At 46.8% G+C, this 22,137-nt stretch carries 21 protein-coding genes; 12 read left to right on the top strand and 9 right to left on the bottom strand.

Features of this window, described 5'->3' with window-relative positions; genetic code table 11:
• Positions 1–7: 7 nt before the first annotated feature.
• The 3 genes from HNR50_RS14885 to HNR50_RS14875 all read right to left on the bottom strand — a co-directional run bounded on the left by HNR50_RS14885 (position 8) and on the right by HNR50_RS14875 (position 1,855).
• Positions 8–745 (bottom strand): DUF432 domain-containing protein, encoded by a 738-nt coding sequence (locus tag HNR50_RS14885; protein ID WP_184747578.1) that lies wholly within the window; start codon positions 743–745, stop codon positions 8–10.
• 62 nt (positions 746–807) lie between these two features.
• On the bottom strand, positions 808–1,257 hold the full coding sequence (locus tag HNR50_RS14880; protein ID WP_184747577.1) for a YiiD C-terminal domain-containing protein: 450 nt from the start codon (positions 1,255–1,257) through the stop codon (positions 808–810).
• Complete coding sequence (locus HNR50_RS14875; RefSeq protein WP_184747576.1) at positions 1,247–1,855, bottom strand: hypothetical protein; 609 nt, start codon at positions 1,853–1,855, stop codon at positions 1,247–1,249. The genes HNR50_RS14880 and HNR50_RS14875 overlap by 11 nt, the downstream gene beginning before the upstream one ends.
• 269 nt (positions 1,856–2,124) lie before the next feature.
• Here HNR50_RS14875 and HNR50_RS14870 point away from each other — a divergent pair, with 269 nt between their 5' ends.
• The 3 genes from HNR50_RS14870 (at position 2,125) to HNR50_RS14860 (ending at position 4,630) form a co-directional block, all read left to right on the top strand.
• Positions 2,125–2,583 (top strand): Hsp20/alpha crystallin family protein, encoded by a 459-nt coding sequence (locus tag HNR50_RS14870; protein ID WP_184747575.1) that lies wholly within the window; start codon positions 2,125–2,127, stop codon positions 2,581–2,583.
• 9 nt (positions 2,584–2,592) lie between these two features.
• A complete protein-coding gene (locus HNR50_RS14865; protein WP_184747574.1) occupies positions 2,593–2,952 on the top strand; it encodes an Hsp20/alpha crystallin family protein in 360 nt (119 codons plus the stop codon).
• A gap of 235 nt (positions 2,953–3,187) precedes the next feature.
• A complete protein-coding gene (locus tag HNR50_RS14860; RefSeq protein ID WP_184747573.1) occupies positions 3,188–4,630 on the top strand; it encodes a Do family serine endopeptidase in 1,443 nt (480 codons plus the stop codon).
• 101 nt (positions 4,631–4,731) lie between these two features.
• Here HNR50_RS14860 and HNR50_RS14855 read toward each other — a convergent pair whose 3' ends face one another.
• Positions 4,732–5,097: a hypothetical protein gene (locus HNR50_RS14855; protein ID WP_184747572.1), complete on the bottom strand. Its 366-nt coding sequence runs from the start codon at positions 5,095–5,097 to the stop codon at positions 4,732–4,734.
• Between the two features lie 136 nt (positions 5,098–5,233).
• On the opposite strand from HNR50_RS14855, the gene HNR50_RS14850 reads away from it, so the two are divergent.
• The 9 genes from HNR50_RS14850 (at position 5,234) to HNR50_RS14810 (ending at position 14,288) form a co-directional block, all read left to right on the top strand.
• Entirely contained in the window at positions 5,234–5,815 is a 582-nt protein-coding gene (locus tag HNR50_RS14850) for a Maf family protein (protein WP_184747571.1), read from the top strand.
• A 75-nt stretch (positions 5,816–5,890) separates the two neighbouring features.
• Positions 5,891–6,706 carry a 30S ribosomal protein S2 gene (gene rpsB / locus HNR50_RS14845; protein ID WP_184747570.1) on the top strand — a complete coding sequence of 272 codons (816 nt, stop codon included), beginning with the start codon at positions 5,891–5,893 and terminating at the stop codon, positions 6,704–6,706.
• Between the two features lie 3 nt (positions 6,707–6,709).
• Positions 6,710–7,552, top strand: a complete 843-nt coding sequence (gene tsf / locus HNR50_RS14840) for a translation elongation factor Ts (protein WP_184747569.1) — start codon at positions 6,710–6,712, stop codon at positions 7,550–7,552.
• Between the two features lie 100 nt (positions 7,553–7,652).
• On the top strand, positions 7,653–8,195 hold the full coding sequence (gene frr, locus HNR50_RS14835; protein ID WP_184747568.1) for a ribosome recycling factor: 543 nt from the start codon (positions 7,653–7,655) through the stop codon (positions 8,193–8,195).
• Entirely contained in the window at positions 8,195–8,917 is a 723-nt protein-coding gene (gene uppS, locus HNR50_RS14830) for a polyprenyl diphosphate synthase (protein WP_184747567.1), read from the top strand. The genes frr and uppS overlap by 1 nt, the downstream gene beginning before the upstream one ends.
• Complete coding sequence (locus HNR50_RS14825) at positions 8,914–9,762, top strand: phosphatidate cytidylyltransferase (protein WP_184747566.1); 849 nt, start codon at positions 8,914–8,916, stop codon at positions 9,760–9,762. Before uppS ends, HNR50_RS14825 begins: the two co-directional genes overlap by 4 nt.
• Before the next feature lie 25 nt (positions 9,763–9,787).
• Complete coding sequence (gene dxr / locus HNR50_RS14820; RefSeq protein WP_184747565.1) at positions 9,788–10,915, top strand: 1-deoxy-D-xylulose-5-phosphate reductoisomerase; 1,128 nt, start codon at positions 9,788–9,790, stop codon at positions 10,913–10,915.
• Position 10,916: 1 nt separating this feature from the next.
• On the top strand, positions 10,917–12,272 hold the full coding sequence (gene rseP / locus HNR50_RS14815; protein WP_184747564.1) for an RIP metalloprotease RseP: 1,356 nt from the start codon (positions 10,917–10,919) through the stop codon (positions 12,270–12,272).
• Positions 12,273–14,288: a WD40 repeat domain-containing protein gene (locus tag HNR50_RS14810; protein WP_184747563.1), complete on the top strand. Its 2,016-nt coding sequence runs from the start codon at positions 12,273–12,275 to the stop codon at positions 14,286–14,288.
• Between the two features lie 39 nt (positions 14,289–14,327).
• Here HNR50_RS14810 and HNR50_RS14805 read toward each other — a convergent pair whose 3' ends face one another.
• The 5 genes from HNR50_RS14805 to dnaB form a co-directional block, all read right to left on the bottom strand.
• Positions 14,328–15,680 (bottom strand): efflux RND transporter periplasmic adaptor subunit, encoded by a 1,353-nt coding sequence (locus tag HNR50_RS14805; RefSeq protein ID WP_184747562.1) that lies wholly within the window; start codon positions 15,678–15,680, stop codon positions 14,328–14,330.
• Complete coding sequence (locus HNR50_RS14800) at positions 15,673–18,939, bottom strand: efflux RND transporter permease subunit (protein ID WP_184747561.1); 3,267 nt, start codon at positions 18,937–18,939, stop codon at positions 15,673–15,675. Before HNR50_RS14800 ends, HNR50_RS14805 begins: the two co-directional genes overlap by 8 nt.
• Positions 18,932–20,302 (bottom strand): TolC family protein, encoded by a 1,371-nt coding sequence (locus HNR50_RS14795; RefSeq protein ID WP_184747560.1) that lies wholly within the window; start codon positions 20,300–20,302, stop codon positions 18,932–18,934. Before HNR50_RS14795 ends, HNR50_RS14800 begins: the two co-directional genes overlap by 8 nt.
• 151 nt (positions 20,303–20,453) lie before the next feature.
• A complete protein-coding gene (locus tag HNR50_RS14790) occupies positions 20,454–20,747 on the bottom strand; it encodes a late competence development ComFB family protein (RefSeq protein ID WP_184747559.1) in 294 nt (97 codons plus the stop codon).
• 25 nt (positions 20,748–20,772) lie between these two features.
• Positions 20,773–22,122, bottom strand: a complete 1,350-nt coding sequence (gene dnaB, locus HNR50_RS14785) for a replicative DNA helicase (RefSeq protein WP_184747558.1) — start codon at positions 22,120–22,122, stop codon at positions 20,773–20,775.
• Positions 22,123–22,137: the final 15 nt, after the last annotated feature.

The raw sequence follows: 22,137 nt of genomic DNA, 5'->3' as shown, positions 1-22,137 counted from the left end.
GGACTCCTTATCCGTTGTAGATTGTTTTGAAAAAATAGAAGCTTTTTGTCAAAAGACCGGATTCGTCAGTCTGCCGGGGAGGTGTAATCTGTTTCAAAGAACCCTCCAGTTCAGGCGGTCCTTTATAAAATGTCACCTGGCTTATCTGATCCTGTCCCCGGAAAGAAATCTTTGTGCCGTTTGAATACAGTCTCTTCCTGCCCTGATATACCGAGAGATAGGGAACACGGAGAAGCATGCGGTCCAGCGCCAGTATCTGACTGGATCTATTTACGATATGTACTGGACAATAAATCGAAGTCTCGGTCTGATCGTATTTTTCAATATCCGTATTAAGAGGGCTTTCGAGGCAGTATGAAACCTCTCCGTTCCAGGGGTCGCCGAACCAGCTTCTGGAAAGATTGTGAACGGAGACCTCAGTGAGGAGCTCCTGTTTCTTACCCTTGACGTTCGAGATGGAAAAAACAAGAGGGACCTCGACAAAGCAATGAAAAGTAAGTCCCGGGAGTATTGAAAGCGGCATCTGGGGTTTAATAACGATAGGGAGCTCGGGGAGAGCGGGATAAAGGACTATCTTAGCTTCTCTGCCGGCAATGAACCGGGAAAAGACCGTATCATCGTCAACCGGTCCGGGGGCTATGAGAATTTCCTCATTGACTCGTTTAATCCGCAGCAGAGTCAGGTCATTGGAATTGATTGAAAGTCCTTCTTCAGGCAGTTCCTGACTGCCCCATTTCCAGTTCATATGTATATCTCCAAACTACCTTAACTATATAAGATGTTCCCCGACTTCGCAACGGAGGGTTATCAGTCAACGGCGACGTGAAATGTTCCCTGAAACCGCGCGCAGGGCTCAGAGCCCTCCTCCTCACGGACCAGGACCTGAACTTCAAGCCTGGCCTTCCCCGCAGCATCCAATCGCTTGAGAAAAGGACCGAAATCCGAAATATCCGGCTTGACGGCTTCGGCGATAAAGTCTTTTCGCAGGGGACGCAGATATTCGAGAGTCTGGCTGCTGATGACGATCCGTGCCTGAGGATTCTCTTTTTCCATTATTTCCCTTACGAGGAGCCAGCCTGCCAGCACCGAGATAACGCTTATGCTCCCCCCGAAAACAGAACCGTGATGATTGCGGTTTTCGGGAAAAGGTCCATGAACCGAAACCCTCTCGCAGGTCGATTCCTCTATAACAAATCCCGCTTTGGCAACCAGGGGGATATTTTCTTCAATATATCTCTGCAGCTCATCAGATTTCATAAGCACTCTCCAGATCTTTCAGTTGTTTTTCGAAAGGCACGGCGCAATCAAGGAGATATAGCTTCTTATAGGATTCCTGCGGCATCCCTTCCATCTTTTCGAGAATGGCAAAAAAACGAAGCTCGAAATCCAGTTCCTGTCTCAATTCTTTTTTCATAACCGACAGACGGTTCTCTTCACAAACCACCATTCCGGGACAATTCTCCGTAGGGGCCGTCAGAATATATGACTCCGTTCCCTCAGTCAGATCAGCGACTCTCCCGACAGGGGCCATCTTGCATACCAGAGGTTTATCGTGAGGATGGAGGGAACAGAAGCCCCGGAGAACATCGTCATCTCCCTGTTCATTTATCAGCCACGGGCAGAATGGGAAAGGTTTCTTTTTGAAATTTATAATGGGAATCCAGGCTCCGTTCTGCCCCTGGACAAGCTTGATCAGATTGGCGCTGAAAAGCGTCCCTGTCGAAGAAAAACCCAATCTCACCGCAATTTTGAATAGATCGAAGAGGTTGATATGTATTTTCATATTTCCGGAACAGCAATCTCCGCAGCAGGTGCATCCGAAAGAATAGTATTCATCGATATTTATCTGTTTCATAACCTAACCGGATACTGATTATGAGGGAAGTGAAAAAAAAAATCTATGACCCGGGTTAAATTGACTCAGTAAAAAAAACACTCAGGGCCACGGTGTTTCAAATTGACATATCGGCTGATTTCATCCAATTTTCCCATGTGTCAATTTTCATCACAATTTCTTTCTGTGAAGTAAATTACACCTCTCTAAGGGCTGTTTTTTCCTGTTTCGGGATTGGCACAGAAGTTGCAATATTATTAATGAAAACAATTTCAAATGGAGGTGCTGTTATGGCAATTGTTAAATGGAAAAACCCCAGACTTTACGATCCCTGGGCAGATCTTCAGAACCTGCAGAACGAGATCAATGATCTTTTCAATTATGATCGCGTTCCCAGCTCAACAGGATTGTTCGACCGCAGTGTGACTCCTGCAATTGATTTTGTTGAAGGAGAAAACGATTACACGGTCAAGTGTGAACTGCCCGGACTGGAACAGAAAGACATTGATGTCTCTATCGCGTCGAATGTCCTGACGATCAAAGGCTCAAAAGAGGAAAACAAAGAAGAGAAAAAAGGGAAATACTACAAAAAGGAAATCTGGAGCGGAAGCTTTCAGAGAACCATCTCTTTGCCGGCGACTGTTGATTCCTCAAAAATCTCCGCTGAACTGAAAGACGGCCTGTTAACCATTATTCTTTCCCGGAAAGAAGAAACGAAACCCAAACAGATTTCTGTGAGCGTGAAGTAGGAGGATGTTATGGACAGGAAAAAAGAAATAGAAAATAAAAAAAGGCGTTTTCCCGCATCGACTGATATATTCCAGGATGAAGAGGCCGTAGTCCTGACGATGGAAATGCCAGGGGTGAGCAAAGAGAACCTGCATATCAAAGTTGATAAGGACCTTCTTATTATTCATGGAGAAAGGAAAGCGGATGAAGATGCCGGGCACTACAGAATAAGGGAGATTCGTCAGGGAGATTACTACCAGGAGTACACCATCGATGACACAATAGACAGAGAGAAGATTGAAGCGACTATCAGCAACGGTCTGGTGACTTTAAAACTGGGTGTCAAAGAATCGGAAAAACCGAGAAAAATAACTGTTCAGGTTAAATGATCGGTTGCGATTCTTTAGAATCGAGGGGCGGTTTTCCGCCCCTTTTTATTATGACTTCGATTTTTTATGAAAAAATTTGTTATCACCGGCCCGGTCAGCTGTTTTATGAATGAAGGCAGCGCAAAGAATGGCTGCCGAAGACAATTGTCAAAAACACAACCCTTTAACTTATGGGCTCAGGATGAAATGCAGCACGGTCAAGTTATGTCCGGACTGTTTCACAGGAGGTAATTTTATGTATAAACCAACAAAAATCATTCTTGTTCTGTTATTATCGCTGGTCGGAATTTCCGGTCTCTACAGTGAGAATCCCGGTTCGGGGAGCTCGGACGATTCCTATATGTACGCCATGCAGAACAAATTCAGGGAAGTGGCCAGAACAACACTCCCCGCCGTTGTCGAAATCAATGTGACGGAAATTGTCAAACAGACCATACCGGGGCAATCCTTTTCGCCCTTTAATTTTTTTGGAGATTCCTGGCCTTTCTCCAATCCCGATCAGAATAACGACAATCAGGCTCCCCAGGAAAGAGAATTCAAAAAAGAAGGACTGGGTTCCGGTGTCCTTGTAAGGCGCGACGGAAGAAAGTATTTTGCCGTAACCAATAACCATGTCGTGGGAGAAGCTGATGAAATCAGCGTCAAATTGTATGACGGCCGGACCTTCGATGCCACAGTGGTCGGTACGGACAGCCGGACAGACCTGGCTCTGATAACCTTCGAAAGCCGCGAAAGTCTGCCCTTGATGGATATGGCCGATTCCGATCGCCTGATGGTCGGGGATATCGTGTTCGCCGTCGGGAATCCTCTCGGTTTCGAATCGACTGTAACACAGGGTATCGTCAGCGCTCTGGGCAGAAAGGCACAGGAGGGAAGCACAATAGCCGACTTCACCGATTACATACAAACCGATGCCGCCATCAACCCGGGGAACTCGGGAGGCGCGCTGGTCAACCTGAACGGACAGCTTATCGGAATTAATACATGGATTGCATCCAGATCCGGCGGCAGCGTGGGATTGGGGTTTGCCATACCGGTCAACACTGTAAAAAGAGTTGTCGATGACTTCGTGACCAAAGGCCGGGTCGAATATGGCTGGCTTGGCGTGACAATAGGCAATCCCCCTGCGGAAGGAATGGATTTTGACGGCGAGACCGGAGCTTTCACAGGAAATATATTTGCCGGTTCACCTGCGGAAAAAGGCGGTCTCTTACCGGGAGACCTGATAATCGGAGTTGACGGCCGGAAAGTCGAATCAAGCGACCAGCTGCAGAGACTGATCGGAACACTTCCTCCGGGAAGAGATATTTCCCTCGATATCATAAGACTCGGAAAGAAAGAGAATATCAGGGTCAGACTTGATGCGCGGAAATCGGAGCAGGAAATCGCCGATGACGGAGGACTCTGGCCGGGTGTATACGTCAGCCCCCTTACTGATGAAATCAAGGATCAGCTTGAACTGTCCGGCCGGACAAGAGGCGTTATCGTCGCTTATGTAGCCGAAGGTTCTTCTTCAGCCGCGGCCGGAATACGGCAGGGCGATGTCATAACCAGAGTCAACAGCAGCAGAATTGCCGATTTGACGGATTTCTATAAAGCCCTGAACGACGATGGGGACGAGATAAACTTCCGGATACTCCGCGACGGTAAAGAGATCCTTCTGGGTATTGTGAAATAGAAAAAAGAAAGCTGCTGCATACGTTTATGTTATGCGGCAGCTTCCGAGTGCAGGGAAAACTCCTCTGCGCTCTCTTATATGAAGAGGTTGATTATGCCTCTCTATTTTTTAGGCATTTTTGTTTCGTAATGGATGCCCGAATCGGTATCGATAATCAAATTCAAATCCAGACTGGTCAGACCTTTAACGAATTTATACTTCTTTCCCGTCTCCTGACAGTAAAAACTCAACTCCAGACCGGCCGTCGAAGGTGATATTTTAAAATCCACTATCGTTTTATCCTGGAAATCATATATCACATTTCCCTGTTCATCGAGAATCCTGATATTGTCAGAATTGAATTCCCAGATCGCATCCCATTTTTCATCAGCCCATTTGCCAATGGGAAAATCACCGAGATCGATGGACTGGGAAAATAAAGTGATGGACGAGATTAGCAGAAATGCGGTTAAAAGAACTTTTTTCATAATTAACTCCTGTCTATTTATTCAAATTGAAGTCAATTAATTATTATCTGCCGGGAATGAGAAATCAATAAACTCATGAGGAGATTATATTTCTTCCAATAGAACAGGTGTCACTTTGGATGATATAATCCGGTATATGGAAAAAATACATCTTGTGTCATCTTCTCCCAGGAGACAGACGCTGCTTACGCAGATGGGAATTCCCTTCGATGTCTTCCCGGTCGAAACAGAAGAGGATATGACCCGCGACATCGGCCCGGAAGTGCTGGCCAGAACCATAGCGGAAGAAAAGCTGCATGCCTTTCTGAAAAACCCGCCGATCCAGGTGAAATGGGCCGTTGCTGCCGATACTTTCATATCCTACCATGACCGCCGCGTAGGAAAACCTGAAAACAGACTTGAAGCGGAAAGGGAGCTTTTAAGCCTCTCAGGGATGACGCATCAGGTTTTAACGGGAATTTCATTATACAGAGCAAAAGACAGAACCATACTCACAGAAGTAGATATTACGGATGTAACCTTCCGCCCGTTATCGGCAAAAGAGATCGCCTGGTATCTCGATACGGAGGAATGGAAAGGGGTTGCCGGCTCCTACAGGATACAGGGAAAAGGCGAGTGTCTTATCAGCGGTATAAATGGCTCCTACAGCAATGTCATGGGGTTGCCAATCACCCGCTTTTATGGCATGTTAACAAAGTTGGACTTTACGTTCGACTAATTTCCGGCAGACCCGTTCTGCTGAGACTCAATGAGAAGGACGCATGCTTGACTCAAAGCATGCACAGGAGGCTACATGGCTGTAGTAACAATGAAGAACCTGCTTGAATCAGGTGTACACTTCGGTCACCAGACAAAACGCTGGGACCCCAGAATGAAGAAATTTATCTTCGCACAGAGAAACGGTATCCATATTATCGATCTCCAGAAAACAATTGTTTCCATCAAAGACGCGTATGACGCTGTAAGAGCGACTGTTCTCAAAGGTCAGTCTGTTCTCTTCGTGGGAACAAAAAAGCAGGCACAGGTAGCCGTTGCGAAAGAAGCCGAAAGATGCGGAATGCATTTCATCAACAACAGATGGCTCGGCGGTATGCTCACAAACTTTTCCACTATTAAGAAATCTCTCCTCAGACTCAAGAAAATTGAGAAAATGGAAGTAGACGGAACTTTTGAGCAGCTTACCAAAAAAGAAGTTTCCAGACTCATGAAAGAAAGAGGAAAACTGGAAAAGAACCTCGGCGGTATCAAGGAAATGAAAGACCTCCCCGGAATCGTCTTCATCATCGATACCAAAAAGGAATCCATTGCTGTAGCTGAAGCTCAGAGAATGGGCATTCCCATAGTTGCGGTTGTAGATACAAACTGTAACCCCGAAGGAATTGACTTCCCTATCCCCGGTAACGATGACGCGATCAGAGCGATCAGCCTTTTCACACAGGTAATCGCCAATGCGGTAATCGAAGCTGACAACGAAACAGGACTCAAAGTAATCGAAACTCTTCAGGATGATGATGAAGAAGAGACTACCGAAGAATCCGCAGCGACCGAAGAAGCTGAAGCTCCTGCGGAAGATGAAGATGTCGTTTACAGCACAGAGGACAAGGAGTAATTAATGGCCGTATCACCAGCAGACGTAAAAAAACTGAGAGACAAAACCGGCGCCGGTATGCTCGACTGTAAAAACGCCCTTGTTGAAGCGAACGGAGACTTCGCTGAAGCGGAAAAAGTGCTCAAGAAAGCCGGTCTTGCCAAAGCGGACAAGAAAAGCGGCCGGGCTACGACGGAAGGTAACGTTTTTACCAGAATTACCGACAACAAAGCGGTTATTCTCGAACTCACATGTGAAACTGACTTCGTTGCTTCCAACGAGACATTCCAGGCGACCGGAGCGAAACTCGTTGAAACAGTCATAGAGAAAGGTCTTACAGAAGTAACTGACGAACTGAACGCTATGGTAAAAGAAGCCATCGCCGTTCTCAATGAGAACATGTCCGTGAAGAGATTCTCTGTTATGGATATTGCCGATGACGAAGCTGTAGTGGATTACATCCACGCCGGTGGAAAAATCGGAGTTCTCATCAAAGTAAAATGCGACAGCGCCGCGACAGCCGCCAAAGAGGAAGTCAAGGCTTTCGCTTTCGATGCCGCGCTTCACGCCGCCGCGTTCAACCCCACTTTTCTCAACAAAGATTCCGTTGATGCCAAATACATCGCGGATCAGGAAGAGATTTTCACAGCTCAGACTCTGGCTCTCGGAAAACCCGAAAACGTTGCCGCCGGCATCGTTAAAGGTAAAATGAGCAAACACATCGCTCAGATTTGTTTTGTTGACCAGAAGTTTGTAAAAGATGATAAAATTACGGTAAAACAGGCTGCAGACCAGGCTGGTAAAGCCGTTGGCGGTTCTGTGGAACTGACTGATTATATCTACTTCCAGGTTGGTGAAGAGATTTAAGATTTTCCGGGGCTCCGGCTCCGGATTGTCAGACATCAATTGAGGGGTTTTGCAGAATAATACTGCAGAGCCCCTTTGACAGCAGAAAAGGGGAGACATTATGAACACAGTAAAGACAAACACTCAGGACAAAATGGAAAAAACCGTTAAAGCTCTTGGAGATGAGTTCAACACGATAAGAACGGGACGGGCCTCCGCATCTCTATTCGACAGAGTAATGGTTCAATATTACGGGAATCCCACTCCTCTTAATCAGGTAGCTAATATATCCATTCCCGAAGCCAGACTGATCGTTGTTCAGCCTTTTGACAAAAACTCTCTCGGTGATATCGAAAAAGCTATTCTTTCTTCCGATCTCGGACTCAATCCGAGCAACGACGGAAAAGTAATCCGAATCGCCATTCCGCCGCTGACAGAGGAAAGAAGAAAAGATCTTGTGAAGCAGGCCAAAAATATAGCAGAAACTTCCAGGGTTTCCATCAGGAACCTGAGAAGAGATGCCAATGATGCTATCAAGAAAGGTGATTTTCCCGAAGATGAGCAGAAAAAGGGTACTGAAGAGATCCAGAAGCTCACCGACGACTATATAAAAAAGATAAATGATATCCTTTCCGCCAAGGAAAAGGAGATAATGGAGATTTAATGTCTGAAGATAAAGCAGCATTAATTGATCCGAATAATCTGCCGGCTCACGTCGGCATCATTATGGATGGAAACGGCCGCTGGGCGAAGAACCGCGGCCTTATTCGTTCTAAAGGGCACCGTGAAGGACTCGAGTCGGCTAAGAGAATAGTCAAAGCCGCTGCGGATCTGGGACTGAAGTATATTTCTCTCTATGTCTTTTCCACGGAAAACTGGAAGCGGGCGGAGGATGAAATATCTTTCCTGATGGTGCTGATAAAAACATACCTGAAAAGCGAATTTCAATTCTACAAAGATAATAAAATCAAAGTCGTCCACAGCGGCGATCTCAGCGGATTACCGGCGGATATACAGAAAGAGATTACATCCATCGTCAATGACACAAAGGATTTTCAAGGCCTTACAATGAATCTTCTTATCAATTACGGGGGAAAGGATGAAATCCTGAGAGCCGTTAACCGCTGGCGGCGTTCCGGCGACACGGGCGAGTTGACTGAAGAAACCCTTTACGGTTTTCTCGATTCTCCGGTCGTTCCTCCGCTTGATCTGGTCGTAAGATCCGCCGGAGAAAAACGCCTTAGTAATTTCCTCCTCTGGCAGAGTGCTTATGCGGAATACTATTTCTCCGAAAAGCTCTGGCCGGACTGGTATCCTGACGATCTGTACGATGCCATTATCGCCTATCAGAATAGAGACCGACGTTTCGGAGGAGTTAAAAAGTGAAAAATCTGACAAAACGCATACTGTTGTTTGTCATAGCCATACCGGGTTTATCAGCCCTGATTCTTTTCGGAAACGTTTTGAATTTTCTCCCGATAAATCTTCTGGTCATTATACTGGGCGCACTCGGATCCAGGGAAATGGCTGGAATGTTTCACGCCATGGATATAAAAGTCAATAAGACATTCCTCACTGTAAGCGGTGCACTGATCCCGATCATTACCTGGATGCAGGTCATAGGCATGATAAATCCCGGCAGCCTTCTGTTTTTCATCACCCTGCTTGTGATTCTTATTTTCGTCATCAGCCTTAAGCCTTCCGGGGACAGTTTCGAGAAAAATCTTCCCGTCATGTCCGCATCCATTATGACTCTCATATATCCCGGTGTCTTCCTCAGTTACATAACCCGCATTACCTCTTTACCCTACAGCTCCGTTATTCTTCTCATATTCATGTGTATTGTTTATCTGAATGACTCCAACGCCTGGCTATTCGGTATGCTCTGGGGAAAAAAATCACGGGGATTCGTCGCTGTCAGCCCCAATAAGAGCCTGGTCGGATTTCTCGGCGGTGTTCTGGCTTCCGTAATCGTAGCTGTTTCAAGCCGGTTTATTTTTCCCGATATCATAACCGGATCGATCCCCCTTCTCATCGGACTGGGCATCGTCGCGGGAGTGACATCCATAATCGGAGATCTTGTCGAATCGGCCATGAAGAGATCTTCGGGAGTCAAGGATTCGGGAAGCATTATTCCCGGACGGGGCGGTATGCTCGATTCAATAGATTCACTGATTTTTGCCGCTCCGGGTTTTTATTATGTAATTCTTCTGGCCACTGCCGGTTTATAGAATAAAAGCCAATCAGGAGTTTTATTTGAAAAAGGTTATAGTCCTGGGAAGTACCGGTTCCATCGGAACTTCGGCATTGGACATTATCCGCAGCAACAGAGATGATTTTCAACTAACGGGACTCAGCGCCAACAGCAGAGAGACAGAACTGCTGGCTCAGGCAGCGGAGTTCTCCGTTTCCTCTCTGGCTCTGACCGGAAAAGAGACTTCAGACAGCCGCATCACATACCATGGGCCCGAAGGCTTACTGGATCTTATAAAAGAAACAGATGCCGATATTGTTGTAAACGGCATATCCGGAGCTGTCGGACTGGCCCCTTCTGTGACTGCACTGGAAAGCGGAATGGATCTGGCTCTGGCCAACAAGGAGACCATGGTTATGGCCGGCAGACTGATAAACAGCCTGGCGGAAAAAAAAGGCAGAAGGATTCTTCCTGTCGATTCTGAACACAGCGCGATTTTTCACCTTATGGAGGGGAAAAATCCCGATGATATATACGAGTATATCATTACGGCATCGGGAGGACCTTTTCGCGGATACACGTCTGAACAGTTAAAAAACGTAACGGCTGAGCAGGCCATGAAGCACCCCACATGGGATATGGGATATAAAATCAGTATCGATTCGGCATCCATGGCCAATAAAGGGCTTGAAGTCATTGAGTGCTGGAGATTGTTCAACATCCCGCTCGATAAAATCAAAGTTCTTGTTCATCCCCAGAGTATGGTTCATTCTCTCATCAGGACAAACGATCTGGCCATGTATGCCCATATCAGCCATCCCGATATGCGTCTGCCTATTCAGAATGCCCTATACTATCCGGATTTGAAACCGGTGCCGAGCAGTTTTCTCGATCTGGCCGGCCGGGAAATGACCTTTTTCGAGCCGGATATGGATAATTTTCCCATGCTGCCTCTGGCCTACCGGGCGGCGGAAAGCGCAGGGGCTTATCCTATTGTCTACAATGCGGTAAACGAAGTTGCCGTACAGGCTCTGGTCGATGAAAAAATCGGATTTACCGAGATACCAGAAATAACGGAACAACTGTTGAGCGGCGATTGGACAGCTGAACCGCAGAGCTTTGACGAAGTTCTCGCCGTTGATACCCTGTGCCGGCAAGAAGCGGTAGAGCTTATTAAAAAGAGGATGTAAGATGTTTTTTACTATATTACTGGGACTTCTGGCTCTATCGGTCGTTGTCCTCGTTCACGAACTGGGACATTTTGCCGCTGCGCGTTTGAGCGGAATCGAAGTAGAAGCTTTTTCCCTGGGATGGGGAAAAGCCATTTTGAAGAAGAAGATAGGCAAAACAGAATACCGGCTCGCACCGCTCCCTCTCGGGGGCTATTGCAAGATGAAGGGCGAACATGCTCTGATCGAAGCGATTGAAGCGAAAGAGAAATCCATTCCGGTAGAGGAAGGAGCTTTCTACTCAGCCTCGCCTCTTAAAAGAATCGCCGTGGCATTAGCCGGACCGCTGGCCAATTTTATTTTTGCCGGACTGGTTCTCTCGGTCATCTTCCTGATCGGCTATGAAGAGTCAACCTTCCAGAATAAAATCATTCTGGCATCCTCCTATGACAATACGGGGAAAGTCTGGCCGGCAAACAAAGCCGGGCTGGAAACGGGAGACAGAATAATCGCGATCAATGGGGTTGAAACAGAGAATTACAACAATATAGCTGAAAAGCTCGCGACATCGGCCAGAAACAAACTGGAGCTCCTTGTTCTCAGAGAAGGACGACAGATTAGACTCATACTGACACCGGAACTGAATAAAGACTCGGGAGCCGGGGTTGCCGGTATTTATCCGTGGATTGATCCTGTAATCGGTGAAGTAGAAGAAGGTTCAAAGGCGGCTCAAGCCGGGCTTGAAGCGGGAGATATTATAAAGAGCATAAACGGAAATCCTGTAAACAATTCACTGGATATATCCCGGATAATGGCGTCCGAACCGGGGAAGCTGAACATCTCTTATGAAAGAAGAGGTTCAATCAATACCTGTGAAATAGAGACCGACTTCAGCCTCGATGATTTTCGTTTGGGCATAACCTACAAATATCAAATATTCAGAACTCCCCGTTACAATATTTTTCAGGCTATAGGAAGAGGATACAGCGAAGCTGTTGACACTCTGGTTCTGAGCGCAAAGGGACTGAAGCTCCTTTTCAGCGGTCTGAATCTCAACAAGGCGGTTTCCGGACCGATCAGGATGACCTATTTCGCCGGAGAAGTGGCAGCCAACGGCTTCACTCAGGGTCTCGGTCAGGGATTTCTCTCCTTCTTCCAGTTCGTCAGCTTTATCTCCATTGCTCTCTTTTTTATGAATCTGCTCCCCATACCGGCTCTTGACGGCGGACAGATTGTTTTGTTTATATATGAAATTATCAGAAAGTCTCCCTTATCACCCAATTCTGTTTACAGATATCAGATGATCGGGACCTTTCTTATTCTTCTTCTGGTTCTTCTCACGACAACCAGCGATATCTTATTTTTGGCGGGGAAATAAATGAAAAGAATTCTGACTGTTTTAATATTCAGCTTATTGGTTTTCAATGTTGCCGGAGCGACGAAATTTGTTATCAACAGAGGTCACTTCAGCCCTATAGTCGACATACGCTACGACGAAAAAAGGAATCTGATTTTCACTGCCGAACAGCGGGGAGCCATTTCAGTATGGGACGCTTCCGACGAGTCTCTTCGCAACCATTTTCAGATTACGAGCAACACGATCGATAAACTCCTGATCAGTCCGGAGGATAACAATGTGGCCGTGTTGTCCCATGACACGGAAAAATACTATCTGTCCGTATGGAACTGGGTTACGGAAAAGAACATTCTGACCAGAATTATCGAGGAACAGCCTCTTTTTCTCGAATATTCCGCCACAGGAAGGTATATTTTCTATGGTAACGTGGCTACCCCCTCTCTGACCTTTCTGAACGCCCGTAACGGCGTCCAGCTTAATTATATGAACCGCCTACCCTCTATTTATGATTTCGGCTACCTTGGCTCGTCAGAAAGAAACCTCATGACATACAGTTCTTCGGGAGCAATCAAATTCTACGATTTCAGAACATCGGAAGAGAAGCTCGGCGTTTCGACCATTGACGGTTTGACCGATCTCAATGTCATCCAGTCCAACAACGCCTTCATGTCCGGCGTAAAAGGCAATAAGATTTATCTGATCGAAAGACTGAAAGGAACGGCGGTTGATTCAAAGAGTTTTCAGGAATTGAGAAGCTTCTATCAGAACAGAGACAACGGACACGCCCTGACTCTTGAACGCTCGAACAGAAGCTTCATTCTTAAAAAATGGTCCACTGATAATGATTCATTTACCGAGATCTCCAGTCCTATAATTCTCAATTCCACCTACAAAATTACGGCACTGGTGGAAACGGATTCGCTGACACTGGCCGGAGATGAGAACGGCGCTATTTACAAAGCTGACTGGGAAACGGGCAAACTTCTGCCCTTCTCCGAAGATATAACCGAAACAATTTCCGATTTATCTATTAGCGGGAAAACGCTGACCCTTGCAGCCGATGACGGCTTGATTTCAATTGAAGCGCCTTTTTTCAGCGGTAGCCTCGTTACCAATACTTCGCCGGTTTTCGAAAAAAAAGACAATCCTCTGGGCGGTCAGACAGCGTTTCTCGCCCTGGAAGACGGTTCCACCCTTCTCTGGAATAAAGGCAACAATAATCCGTCCTTTCTCATCATGGACAGTGAAGACCGGATTCTCTTCGAGTACAGTGATTTTGTATCTCCTATTCAGGATATCACTTATCTTGACGGGAATATCATCACTCTCGAAAGAAACGGAACCATTAAAATTATCAGTCGGGAGAAGCAGGAGCAGCTTTTCTCATATTCAGCTATCGGTCTGCAGGATATTTCCATGGTCGATCACCGGACCCTATTCGCCGGAAGGGCTTCGACGGCGGGAAAGAGCCCGGCAATCACAATCGACATCAGCACCAAAGAGACATTGACTGTAGAGGATAACCGATTCCTGATCTTCGATTCCATCGCCGTTGAAAAAAGTAATCAGTTTTTCTCTCTCGGACTTCTGGAAGAGGACGGAAAAACCAAAACTGTCTTAAGGCGTCATAATTACGACAATCTCAACGAATCGGAAACGATTCTCATCTACACGGGAGAGGATATTACAGCACAGGTTCTTATAGATCCGACAGACAGCCGTACCATTTATGCCAAACTGGGAACATCGGGCATCTATAAAATTACGGGAAGAAATGTAACAAAATACGATAACAATAAACCTGTCAAAAAAATCTATCTCAACGGTTCTGTTCTCTACAGCCTGAACGAAGACAACTCCATATCCATGTTCCGCGCCTCGTCAGGGCAGAAACTCTACAGCATTCATATTTTCAAAGATGACTCATGGGCGCTCATCCCTGCGTCAAGCGATATGTATTTCGGTTCGGAAAGTGTGGAAGATAAAATTATCAGCTACAGATCGGGCCGCCGAATCGACTTGAAACCCGTGAACTGAAAAAAACAGGGTCAGTTCAATACTGGCCCTGTTCTGTCTTCAGAACTCCGTCCGCTCGGGAAGGTACTCTTTTGTTTCCACGACATTAACAGCCATGCCGCTCTGTAGATAACTCTGCCCCTGGAGCACCAGCTGATCCCCTTCGGAAACGGCTCCTTTAATCTGAATGAGCCCGCCCCGGGATGAACCGGTCTGAACCGGAACTTTTTCAGCAGTATTATCTTCTTTCACTCGATAAATGAAGTATCCTGAGCCCTCTGAAATAAGACTTTCTTTGGGAATGACAAAATCACTGTTCAGCCTGACCAGCTGGATCTGAGCTTCAATGAGCATCCCGGGAAGTAATTTCTGATTTAAATTTTCAAAGAGCGCGGTCACTTCGTATGTCCGGTTGCTGTCCGCTTTCAGAGCCGAAGAAGAAACGACTCCTTCAAGAGCGTATTCCGGAGAGGAGGCTTTCTTGGCATAGACTTTCTGTCCCGTTTTTATCCTGGTGATAATGTTTTCCGGAACCGGAACAGTCACCATTATGGTTTCAATATCGATTATTTCAACAAAATCCGTATTGTTTACCTGATCACCGGCTCCGAAGGAAAGAGAGGATACGACCCCTCTTCCGGGACTTATGGCCAGAGTGGTTCTCAGATTTTCCTGGAGATTTTCCAATTCGGAAGTTTTGGAAAGCTGGAGCTTTTCATAGGTCAGTCTGGCCTCCTCCCAGGATTTCCGGGCATTATCCACTTCCGCCTGGGAGATAAGCTCTTTCGAGAAAAGGCTGCTGGCCGTTTCGAAATTATCCTGGGCATCATTGAGCTTAATTTCCGCCAGTTCCAGGTCCTTGTCCCATTTTTCACTGGTCCGCTCTATATTTTTTACAAGATCATTGTTATCGAGAGAAAAGAGCAGATCGCCTGTTTCAACTATATCTCCAATGGAAACATATAGAGAGGCAACTGTTCCGGTAACCTGTGGTTTAACGCGGATTTCCCGCCCGGCGCTCAATTCTCCCAACCCGTAATAATAAACTTCCAATGTGGATTTGGTTAATTCACCCGTTATAACAGGAATAACTGACATGGCACCGCCACCGCCGCCTCCACCGCTTCCCGGTGTTCTGACAACCTCCTCCTCAACCGCCGGTTCATCTGTTTCCGATTCGGAAGCAGAAAGCCCTTCAATGTATTTATTCCAGGAGTCCTGTCTTTTAGCCTCATCGAAGGTATCCCATTTATCCTGTGTGGCGTTGGATCCCGGAGGAGGAACCGTTAAATCGACAACGACCTCCGGTGCGGCCGGCACACTCCCGCTATTTTGTTCAGCGACCGGAGCGGAGCAGCTGAATATCAGCATTATAGCTAAACCTGAAATAAAGGCCGTGATATATTTACTCATTATTTTCCTCCTCATCGACAAATACAGGAAATCTCTTCTTAAAGCTTGTTTTAATCGTTTCCGCGTGATAGTAGAAAATTGGGAGAACGATAAGAGTCAACACTGTCGATGTCATTAAACCGAATATCAGAGAGAGACTCAGCTGAGCATAATTTTCATCTCTGAAAGCCAGGGGAAGTATTCCCCCGATAGTTGTAATCGTTGTAGCCAGAACCGGTCCGAAACGGCTTTTTCCCGCATCGTTGATGGCTTCGGTCAGAGGCATCCCGTCACCTCTGTTGCGGTTGATCGTATCAACCAGGACTATGGCGTCATTGACGGCAATGCCGACCAGAGCGATCACGCCCATAAAAGCATAGAGACCGAAATTATTTCCCGTTGCCAGGAGACCGGCAAAGACTCCGATAACGGCCATGGGAACGGAAAGTAGAATAACAAGGGGCTGACTCAAAGAGTTAAATTGCACGGCAAGGATCAGAAAAACGACGAGTAGAGCCAGAACGAGATTAACGGTCATCTCGCTGAACGACGCATCGAGATCCGCCGCATCGCCTGCCCATTCATAATGGATTCCGGCTCCCAGATCAACAGAAGAGATTTTTACATCGAACTGATCGACAATTTCCCGGATATTGGCATCGGGGAGCATTTGAGCAAAAACCGTCACAGTCCGGTCCCCTCCGCTGTGTCTGATCGTTCCCAGCCCGTTTGTTTCTACGATTGAAGCGATGTGAGTCAGAGGAAGCCTTGTGCCGTCTTTTAGAGTCAGGAGAATTTTATCAAGATCTTCCATCGAATCGATTTTGTCTTCTCTGGTTGAAAATTTTATCGGCAGATCAGTTTCCGAGGTAATCAGGGTTCCCGAAACCTGACCGGATACGGCTGTTTTAACAGCATTGCCCAATGTTGTGGCATCGATTCCCAGATCAGCCGCTGCAAGAGGTTTCAGGAGAATCTGCACTTCGGGAAATCCAGGTTCCAGATCCGAATAGGCGTTGGCAATGCCTTCCACCTCTTTAAGGGCATTGGAAACCTTAACGGATGCTTCATCGAGAGAGTCCATATCCCGGCCGATAAGTTTAATCTGCACCGGGCTGTTAGCCGTTTTACCACCGGCTGACGTTCCGATTGTCGCTTTGACTCCCGGAATCGAAGCTATATCCTTCAGCAATTGGGGAATCATCTCTTTCGTCGTCCATGTCCTCTCTCCGGGTCCTTTCAGATTTAAAACGATTTCAGCCTCTCTCATAGAATCCACTCCGACCTCGGAATATATGGCATCCACACCATCGAGGCTGAGCAGTTTCGATTCTATCTGACGGGTTACCGCATCAGTATCATCGAGAGTGCTGTACTGCGGCGTAGATAGGGTAACGTAGAGGGAGGATTCATCCATAACGGGAAAGAGCTCAATTCGGAGGAGTCCCAGAGGAATAGTGGAGAGAACCGCTCCCAGAAGGAGAAACATAATCAGGGGCAGCAGAACCCTGTTTCTTTTCCGGCTTAACAGCCGAATGAGGATTTTTCTGTATGTCTCAGCAGCTCTGGCGAAAACATCCAGCTTTTTTGATCGGGAGTAAATGCGGATGACAAAAATAAGAGTCATAACCGAGGCCATGACAAAAGACAGGACTCCCGGCCTTCCATCTACAAAAAAGCTGAACATAAACAAGATAATGACGATGACCGCTTCAATAACCTCCCGTACAAGAGAAAAGGGTCGGGGCTCTTTTTTACCTGTTTTTTTCGACAGCAGCCTGGAGCCGAGCATAGGTGTAACAGTCAGAGCCACAATAAGGGATGCCCCGATGATAAACACGATGGTGAGCGGAATGACACTGATTATGAGTCCGATTCGGCCTTCCATATAAGCCAGAGGGAAAAATGCCGCCATAGTTGTCAGAGTCGCCGCTAAAATGGAAGGGGCCACCTCCGAAGTTCCGGCTATGGCGGCCTGCTTCCGGCTCAGCCCCTTCAGACGGAATTCGGCAATGCTCTCTACAACGACTATGGCATTATCGACCAGAAGACCCAGGGCGATTATCATAGCCAGAAGGGTCATGGTATTAAATGTCATACCTGACTGGTTTAATGCGATAAAGGAAAGGAACAGGGAAAACGGTATAATCAGAGAGGTTATGATGGCCTCTTTCAATCCCAGGAAGAGAAATAAAACCAGAACCACGATAATCAATCCGGAACCGGCGTTTCCCAGAACTTCTGCAAGATCCTCCTTTACCGATAGAGCGTCATCCTGAATTATGAGGACATCCAGCTCATCGGGGAGACCATTGGCTTCGCGGTCATTGAGAAAAGCTTTTACCGAGTCGCTCGGTCCGATTATATCGGTTCCGCCATCTCTGTACAGGGAAAGCGTGACAGCCGACATCATCGAAGCCTCTTCCGTACCCAGTTTTACAGCTCTTCTGGAATAGTCCGTTCTGGGAACATAGGTCTGATTGACCTGTGCGACATCTTTGAGAAATACCGTGCCGCCACCGGACAGAGGTATGAGGGTACGGCTTATTTCATCAATACGGGAATAGGAGGCGAGAACCCTGACAAAATAGTGGGTTCCGTCCAGTACGGCATCGCCTGCCGGAGTGTCTTTGTGACGAAGCCTGAGGGTCTGAACAAGGGTATCGACAGTAAGATTAAATTCGGCCAGTCTGGCCGGATCGACGACGATACTGATTTCCGAAGACTGCAGACCCGACACTTTTATGTCGTTTATCCCCTTAACTGAAATCAGCTTTTCCGAAATGGAATCTGCAGCGTCCTTCAAATCGGCCGGGCTCATATCTCCGCTGAGGCTGATGACCATGAAGGCGCGGTTCGCCGTCGTCGAGACTTTGACCGAAGGGGGATCCGCCTCTTCGGGAAGATCATTGACTGATAGAACAGCCTGGTTCACCTCGTTAATCTTCTCTTCGATATCGGCTTCGGGAAAAAAATCGAGTTGAATTTCCGAGCGACCGGCCATGGAAGAGGATGTGAGGAATTCGACATCTTCCACCTGGGACAGAGCCGCCTCCAGCTTGTTCGTTATCAAAGATTCCACATCCTCGGGAGATGCGCCGGCATAATTGACATTGACCTTTATTTTGGGAAAGACCACTTCCGGTTTGGACTCGCGGGGCAGTATTAAATAGAAATATAAACCGAGAACGATCATAACCGCCATAAAGAGATAGACGATTCTGTACCGGTCTATGCTGAGCCGGGAAATCTGCCCCAGAAAATTTTTCCTTTCAGTCATTTTCGGCCTCCCTGACATTCAGGGACTCAATGTCCAGTTTTAACGCGCTATCCAGTAGATTCAGCCAGGATTTTTCCATGGCTATTCTGGCAGCCTCGATCTTCCAGAGACTTCGTTGCATTGCATTTTCCGACATAAGCAGATCCAGCTCTGAGGTCTGGTTCAGCTCTTTTCTGGCCGATACGATTTTCCGGTTATTTTCCGATAGATCGAGATTCCGCAGGGCTTCATCCATGGACGATATGTTTTTAACATGTTGCTGATAAGCCGAGCGCAACACCAGATTAACGTTTTCACTTAAATAGTCGAGGCGATACCGGCTTCTTTGAATCTCAAGCTCCAGATCTTCAATAGTCAGTTTATCGGTTTTTCCCGTTCCGAGTCCAAGGCTGACAGACATACCCACATTCCATGTGGCTGAGCCGCCCGATGATGAAGGAATATCACCGAAAGTGTAAATGGGAAATCCGACAGAGGGTGTTATGAGCGGGTTCATAAAATCATAGGAAACGCTGGCGGTTACCGTATTATTGACAGAATTGAAAAACGCTCTGACGCTGAGATCAAGATCTGCTTTTCCGAGCCTGTCGACAGTCTGCTCGAGCTGACTGATTTTTTCCCGTTCCGCTTTTAAAAGAGGATGGTTTGTATTGAGCCAGTCATACAGATCCGGCGGCTTGGGCAGCTCACCAATATCCAGAACAATGCGGCTCAGGGAAACCGGCTCTTCTTCCAGTTCGATAACGGTTTTCAGTTTAAACCATGAAATGCGCTGCTCCAGACTGTTCTGAAGCATTTCTTCATTCTTTTCGTCGTAACTGTCTCCGGCATCCTGAAGAGCTTTTATCGTTATGCTCCCAAGAGCGTAACGTTCCGAAGCGGCTTTATAGGATAGCTCTTCCGCTTCCAGTTCCCTTTTCAGGATTTCCTCTTCTTTCTGTAAAAGCCAGATATCCTGGTACATGGAATAAAGGGAGATGAACGTCGCTTTTCTCGCCGCTTCCAGAGCCTCTTCTTTTCGTTTTAAATCAAATTGGGTAAAAGCGAGTTTTTCTTTCTCAAGAGCTGATAGTCCGACAGGAATCTTAATGGATGCCGAGCCGGTCAGAGAAACCTCTTCGCCGAACTGAACGTCATCATCATCAACTGTCAGAACTTTAACAGAAGGATCGAGAGAGAATAACACATCACCGGGATGAGAGAGGGCGGCAATTTGACCCCTGCTCTGCTCCACATCCAGTGCAGCAGACCTAACGTCATAGGAACTGTCAATCAGCAGAACCATGGACTTGAAATCGGTACTGAAAATCTGTCCGCTGAAAAATAACAGGAAGAGAAATAATCCGATCAGCTTACTTTTCATTATACTATCCTTTGGAAATTTTCCTTTTCCAAATATAATATTAGTACAGGCTAACCGAGAATATAAATATATTTTTAAATATATAGATTATTTTGAATGTTTAGTGATTTCAGATAACTGTTAAACGGCTTCCGAACCAGAAGTCAAAAGATCATGCATGTCCGGGGTTCTGACTGACCTTCATAATGACATCCGCAACGACTTTGCTGATCTGATCTTCCAGTTCATGGGACTCCACCTTAGCATAAAGCGTTCCCATTAAGGAAACCCGGTAATGGGTCGGAAGCTGGTTCAGGGAGAGACAGATCATATCAAGAACGCAGTCCTGGCATTTACAGATATCATCGTCACTGATAGCGTCGAGCTGCTTTTCCAATTCCTGAAAAACAAACTCCTCTGTTTCATTTTTAAGATCTTCCAGATCATATTTATCTCTGATTGCCATAATAACCTCTTTATATGAGAATAACTTAAGGGTTCTGATATGTCAAAGTCTCGAACTTCGTAAAATGCGGAATGAAGGCCAGTTTGACCGTACCGACCGGACCATTTCTCTGCTTTGCCACAATCAACTGGGTTTCTATCATTTCCGGAGGTCCTTCGCCCTCGTCGGAAATGCCTCTGTCCCTGTGAAGAAACATAACCATATCGGCATCCTGCTCGATGGCTCCCGATTCTCTCAGGTCGGCCAGTCCCGGTTCTTTTCCTTCGGACTGACGCCCGACCTGTGACAGGGCAATGATGGGTATATCCAGCTCTCTGGCCAGAGATTTAAGAGAACGGCTGACCTCCGCCATCTGCTCATGACGGGGAATGCTCTTGTCTTCTGTTGAAATCAAACCGATATAGTCGACGATCAGCACTTTCACATCGTGTTTGGATTTCATTCTCCGGGCTGAAGACCGGAGTTCAAGCAGCCTGATATTCGGCGTATCATCAATATATAGAGGCGCTTCATAAATTCGCCCTGCAGCGTCGGTCAGGGCATTGAAGTCCGACGGTCTCAACAAACCGGACCTGAGCCTCTGGGAATTGATTCTGGCTTCCGCGGCGATGATTCTCTGCATGAGAGACATGGCCGACATTTCCAGCGTGAAAAATCCGCAGGGGATTCCCTGGGCTATGGAGATGTTGGAAGCGAGCGAAAGAGCAAAAGCCGTTTTACCCACCGAAGGACGGGCTCCGATGATAATCATTTCCTGATTCTGGAATCCGGAAGTCATATCGTCCAGCGCGGAAAATCCCCCGGGAATACCGGTATAATTGTCCTTGGTCTGATACCGCTTTTCAATGGCCGTAATGGTCTGCTGAATGACTTCGCGGGCGTCTTTAAAAGACCCGGAACTCTGCTGCCGGTCATTGATTTCAAAAATATACTTCTCCGCCTCTTCCACAATCTCTCCGCATTCGCGGGTTTCACTATGGGCGTTGACGGTAATTTTTCCGGAAATATCGATGAGCGTACGCCTGATACTCATCTCTTTGACAATTTTGGCGTAATACTCCACATTGGCGCTGGTGGGAACAGCGGAAGTCAGACCGGTGACGTAACCGGGACCTCCCGCTTTTTCAAGATCGCCGCGGTGACTCAATTCATTTGTCAGAGTCAGAATGTCGACAGCTTCGCCTTTGTTGAAAAGTTCTGAAATGGCGGCGAAAATAATTTGATGGGCTGTCTTATAAAAGTCCTCCGACCGGACATGGCGCTGTACCGTGTCGAGAACTTCGGGTTTAAAATTAATTAAAACCGCCCCTAATGCGGCTCTTTCGGCTTCGTCATTATGGGGCGGTACTTTGTCTTTCAAAGAAGAGATATTCATCTAATCCTTAAGAAC

Origin of the sequence: Spirochaeta isovalerica (assembly GCF_014207565.1) — a bacterium.
In the GTDB taxonomy this organism is placed as follows: Bacteria; Spirochaetota; Spirochaetia; order DSM-2461; family DSM-2461; genus Spirochaeta_F; species Spirochaeta_F isovalerica.
Note: the sequence above shows the minus strand (reverse complement) of the source record. Positions and strands in the feature narration are given on the sequence as shown.

Coding starts and splice junctions, on each gene's coding strand:
- frr (WP_184747568.1), top strand. CDS start 7,653: ATGAACACAGTAAAGACAAACACTCAGGACAAAATGGAAAAAACCGTT.
- HNR50_RS14875 (WP_184747576.1), bottom strand. CDS start 1,855: ATGAAACAGATAAATATCGATGAATACTATTCTTTCGGATGCACCTGC.
- rpsB (WP_184747570.1), top strand. CDS start 5,891: ATGGCTGTAGTAACAATGAAGAACCTGCTTGAATCAGGTGTACACTTC.
- HNR50_RS14790 (WP_184747559.1), bottom strand. CDS start 20,747: ATGGCAATCAGAGATAAATATGATCTGGAAGATCTTAAAAATGAAACA.
- uppS (WP_184747567.1), top strand. CDS start 8,195: ATGTCTGAAGATAAAGCAGCATTAATTGATCCGAATAATCTGCCGGCT.
- dnaB (WP_184747558.1), bottom strand. CDS start 22,122: ATGAATATCTCTTCTTTGAAAGACAAAGTACCGCCCCATAATGACGAA.
- HNR50_RS14865 (WP_184747574.1), top strand. CDS start 2,593: ATGGACAGGAAAAAAGAAATAGAAAATAAAAAAAGGCGTTTTCCCGCA.
- HNR50_RS14885 (WP_184747578.1), bottom strand. CDS start 745: ATGAACTGGAAATGGGGCAGTCAGGAACTGCCTGAAGAAGGACTTTCA.
- HNR50_RS14870 (WP_184747575.1), top strand. CDS start 2,125: ATGGCAATTGTTAAATGGAAAAACCCCAGACTTTACGATCCCTGGGCA.
- HNR50_RS14795 (WP_184747560.1), bottom strand. CDS start 20,302: ATGAAAAGTAAGCTGATCGGATTATTTCTCTTCCTGTTATTTTTCAGC.
- rseP (WP_184747564.1), top strand. CDS start 10,917: ATGTTTTTTACTATATTACTGGGACTTCTGGCTCTATCGGTCGTTGTC.
- HNR50_RS14800 (WP_184747561.1), bottom strand. CDS start 18,939: ATGACTGAAAGGAAAAATTTTCTGGGGCAGATTTCCCGGCTCAGCATA.
- HNR50_RS14855 (WP_184747572.1), bottom strand. CDS start 5,097: ATGAAAAAAGTTCTTTTAACCGCATTTCTGCTAATCTCGTCCATCACT.
- HNR50_RS14880 (WP_184747577.1), bottom strand. CDS start 1,257: ATGAAATCTGATGAGCTGCAGAGATATATTGAAGAAAATATCCCCCTG.
- tsf (WP_184747569.1), top strand. CDS start 6,710: ATGGCCGTATCACCAGCAGACGTAAAAAAACTGAGAGACAAAACCGGC.
- HNR50_RS14850 (WP_184747571.1), top strand. CDS start 5,234: ATGGAAAAAATACATCTTGTGTCATCTTCTCCCAGGAGACAGACGCTG.
- HNR50_RS14810 (WP_184747563.1), top strand. CDS start 12,273: ATGAAAAGAATTCTGACTGTTTTAATATTCAGCTTATTGGTTTTCAAT.
- HNR50_RS14860 (WP_184747573.1), top strand. CDS start 3,188: ATGTATAAACCAACAAAAATCATTCTTGTTCTGTTATTATCGCTGGTC.
- HNR50_RS14805 (WP_184747562.1), bottom strand. CDS start 15,680: ATGAGTAAATATATCACGGCCTTTATTTCAGGTTTAGCTATAATGCTG.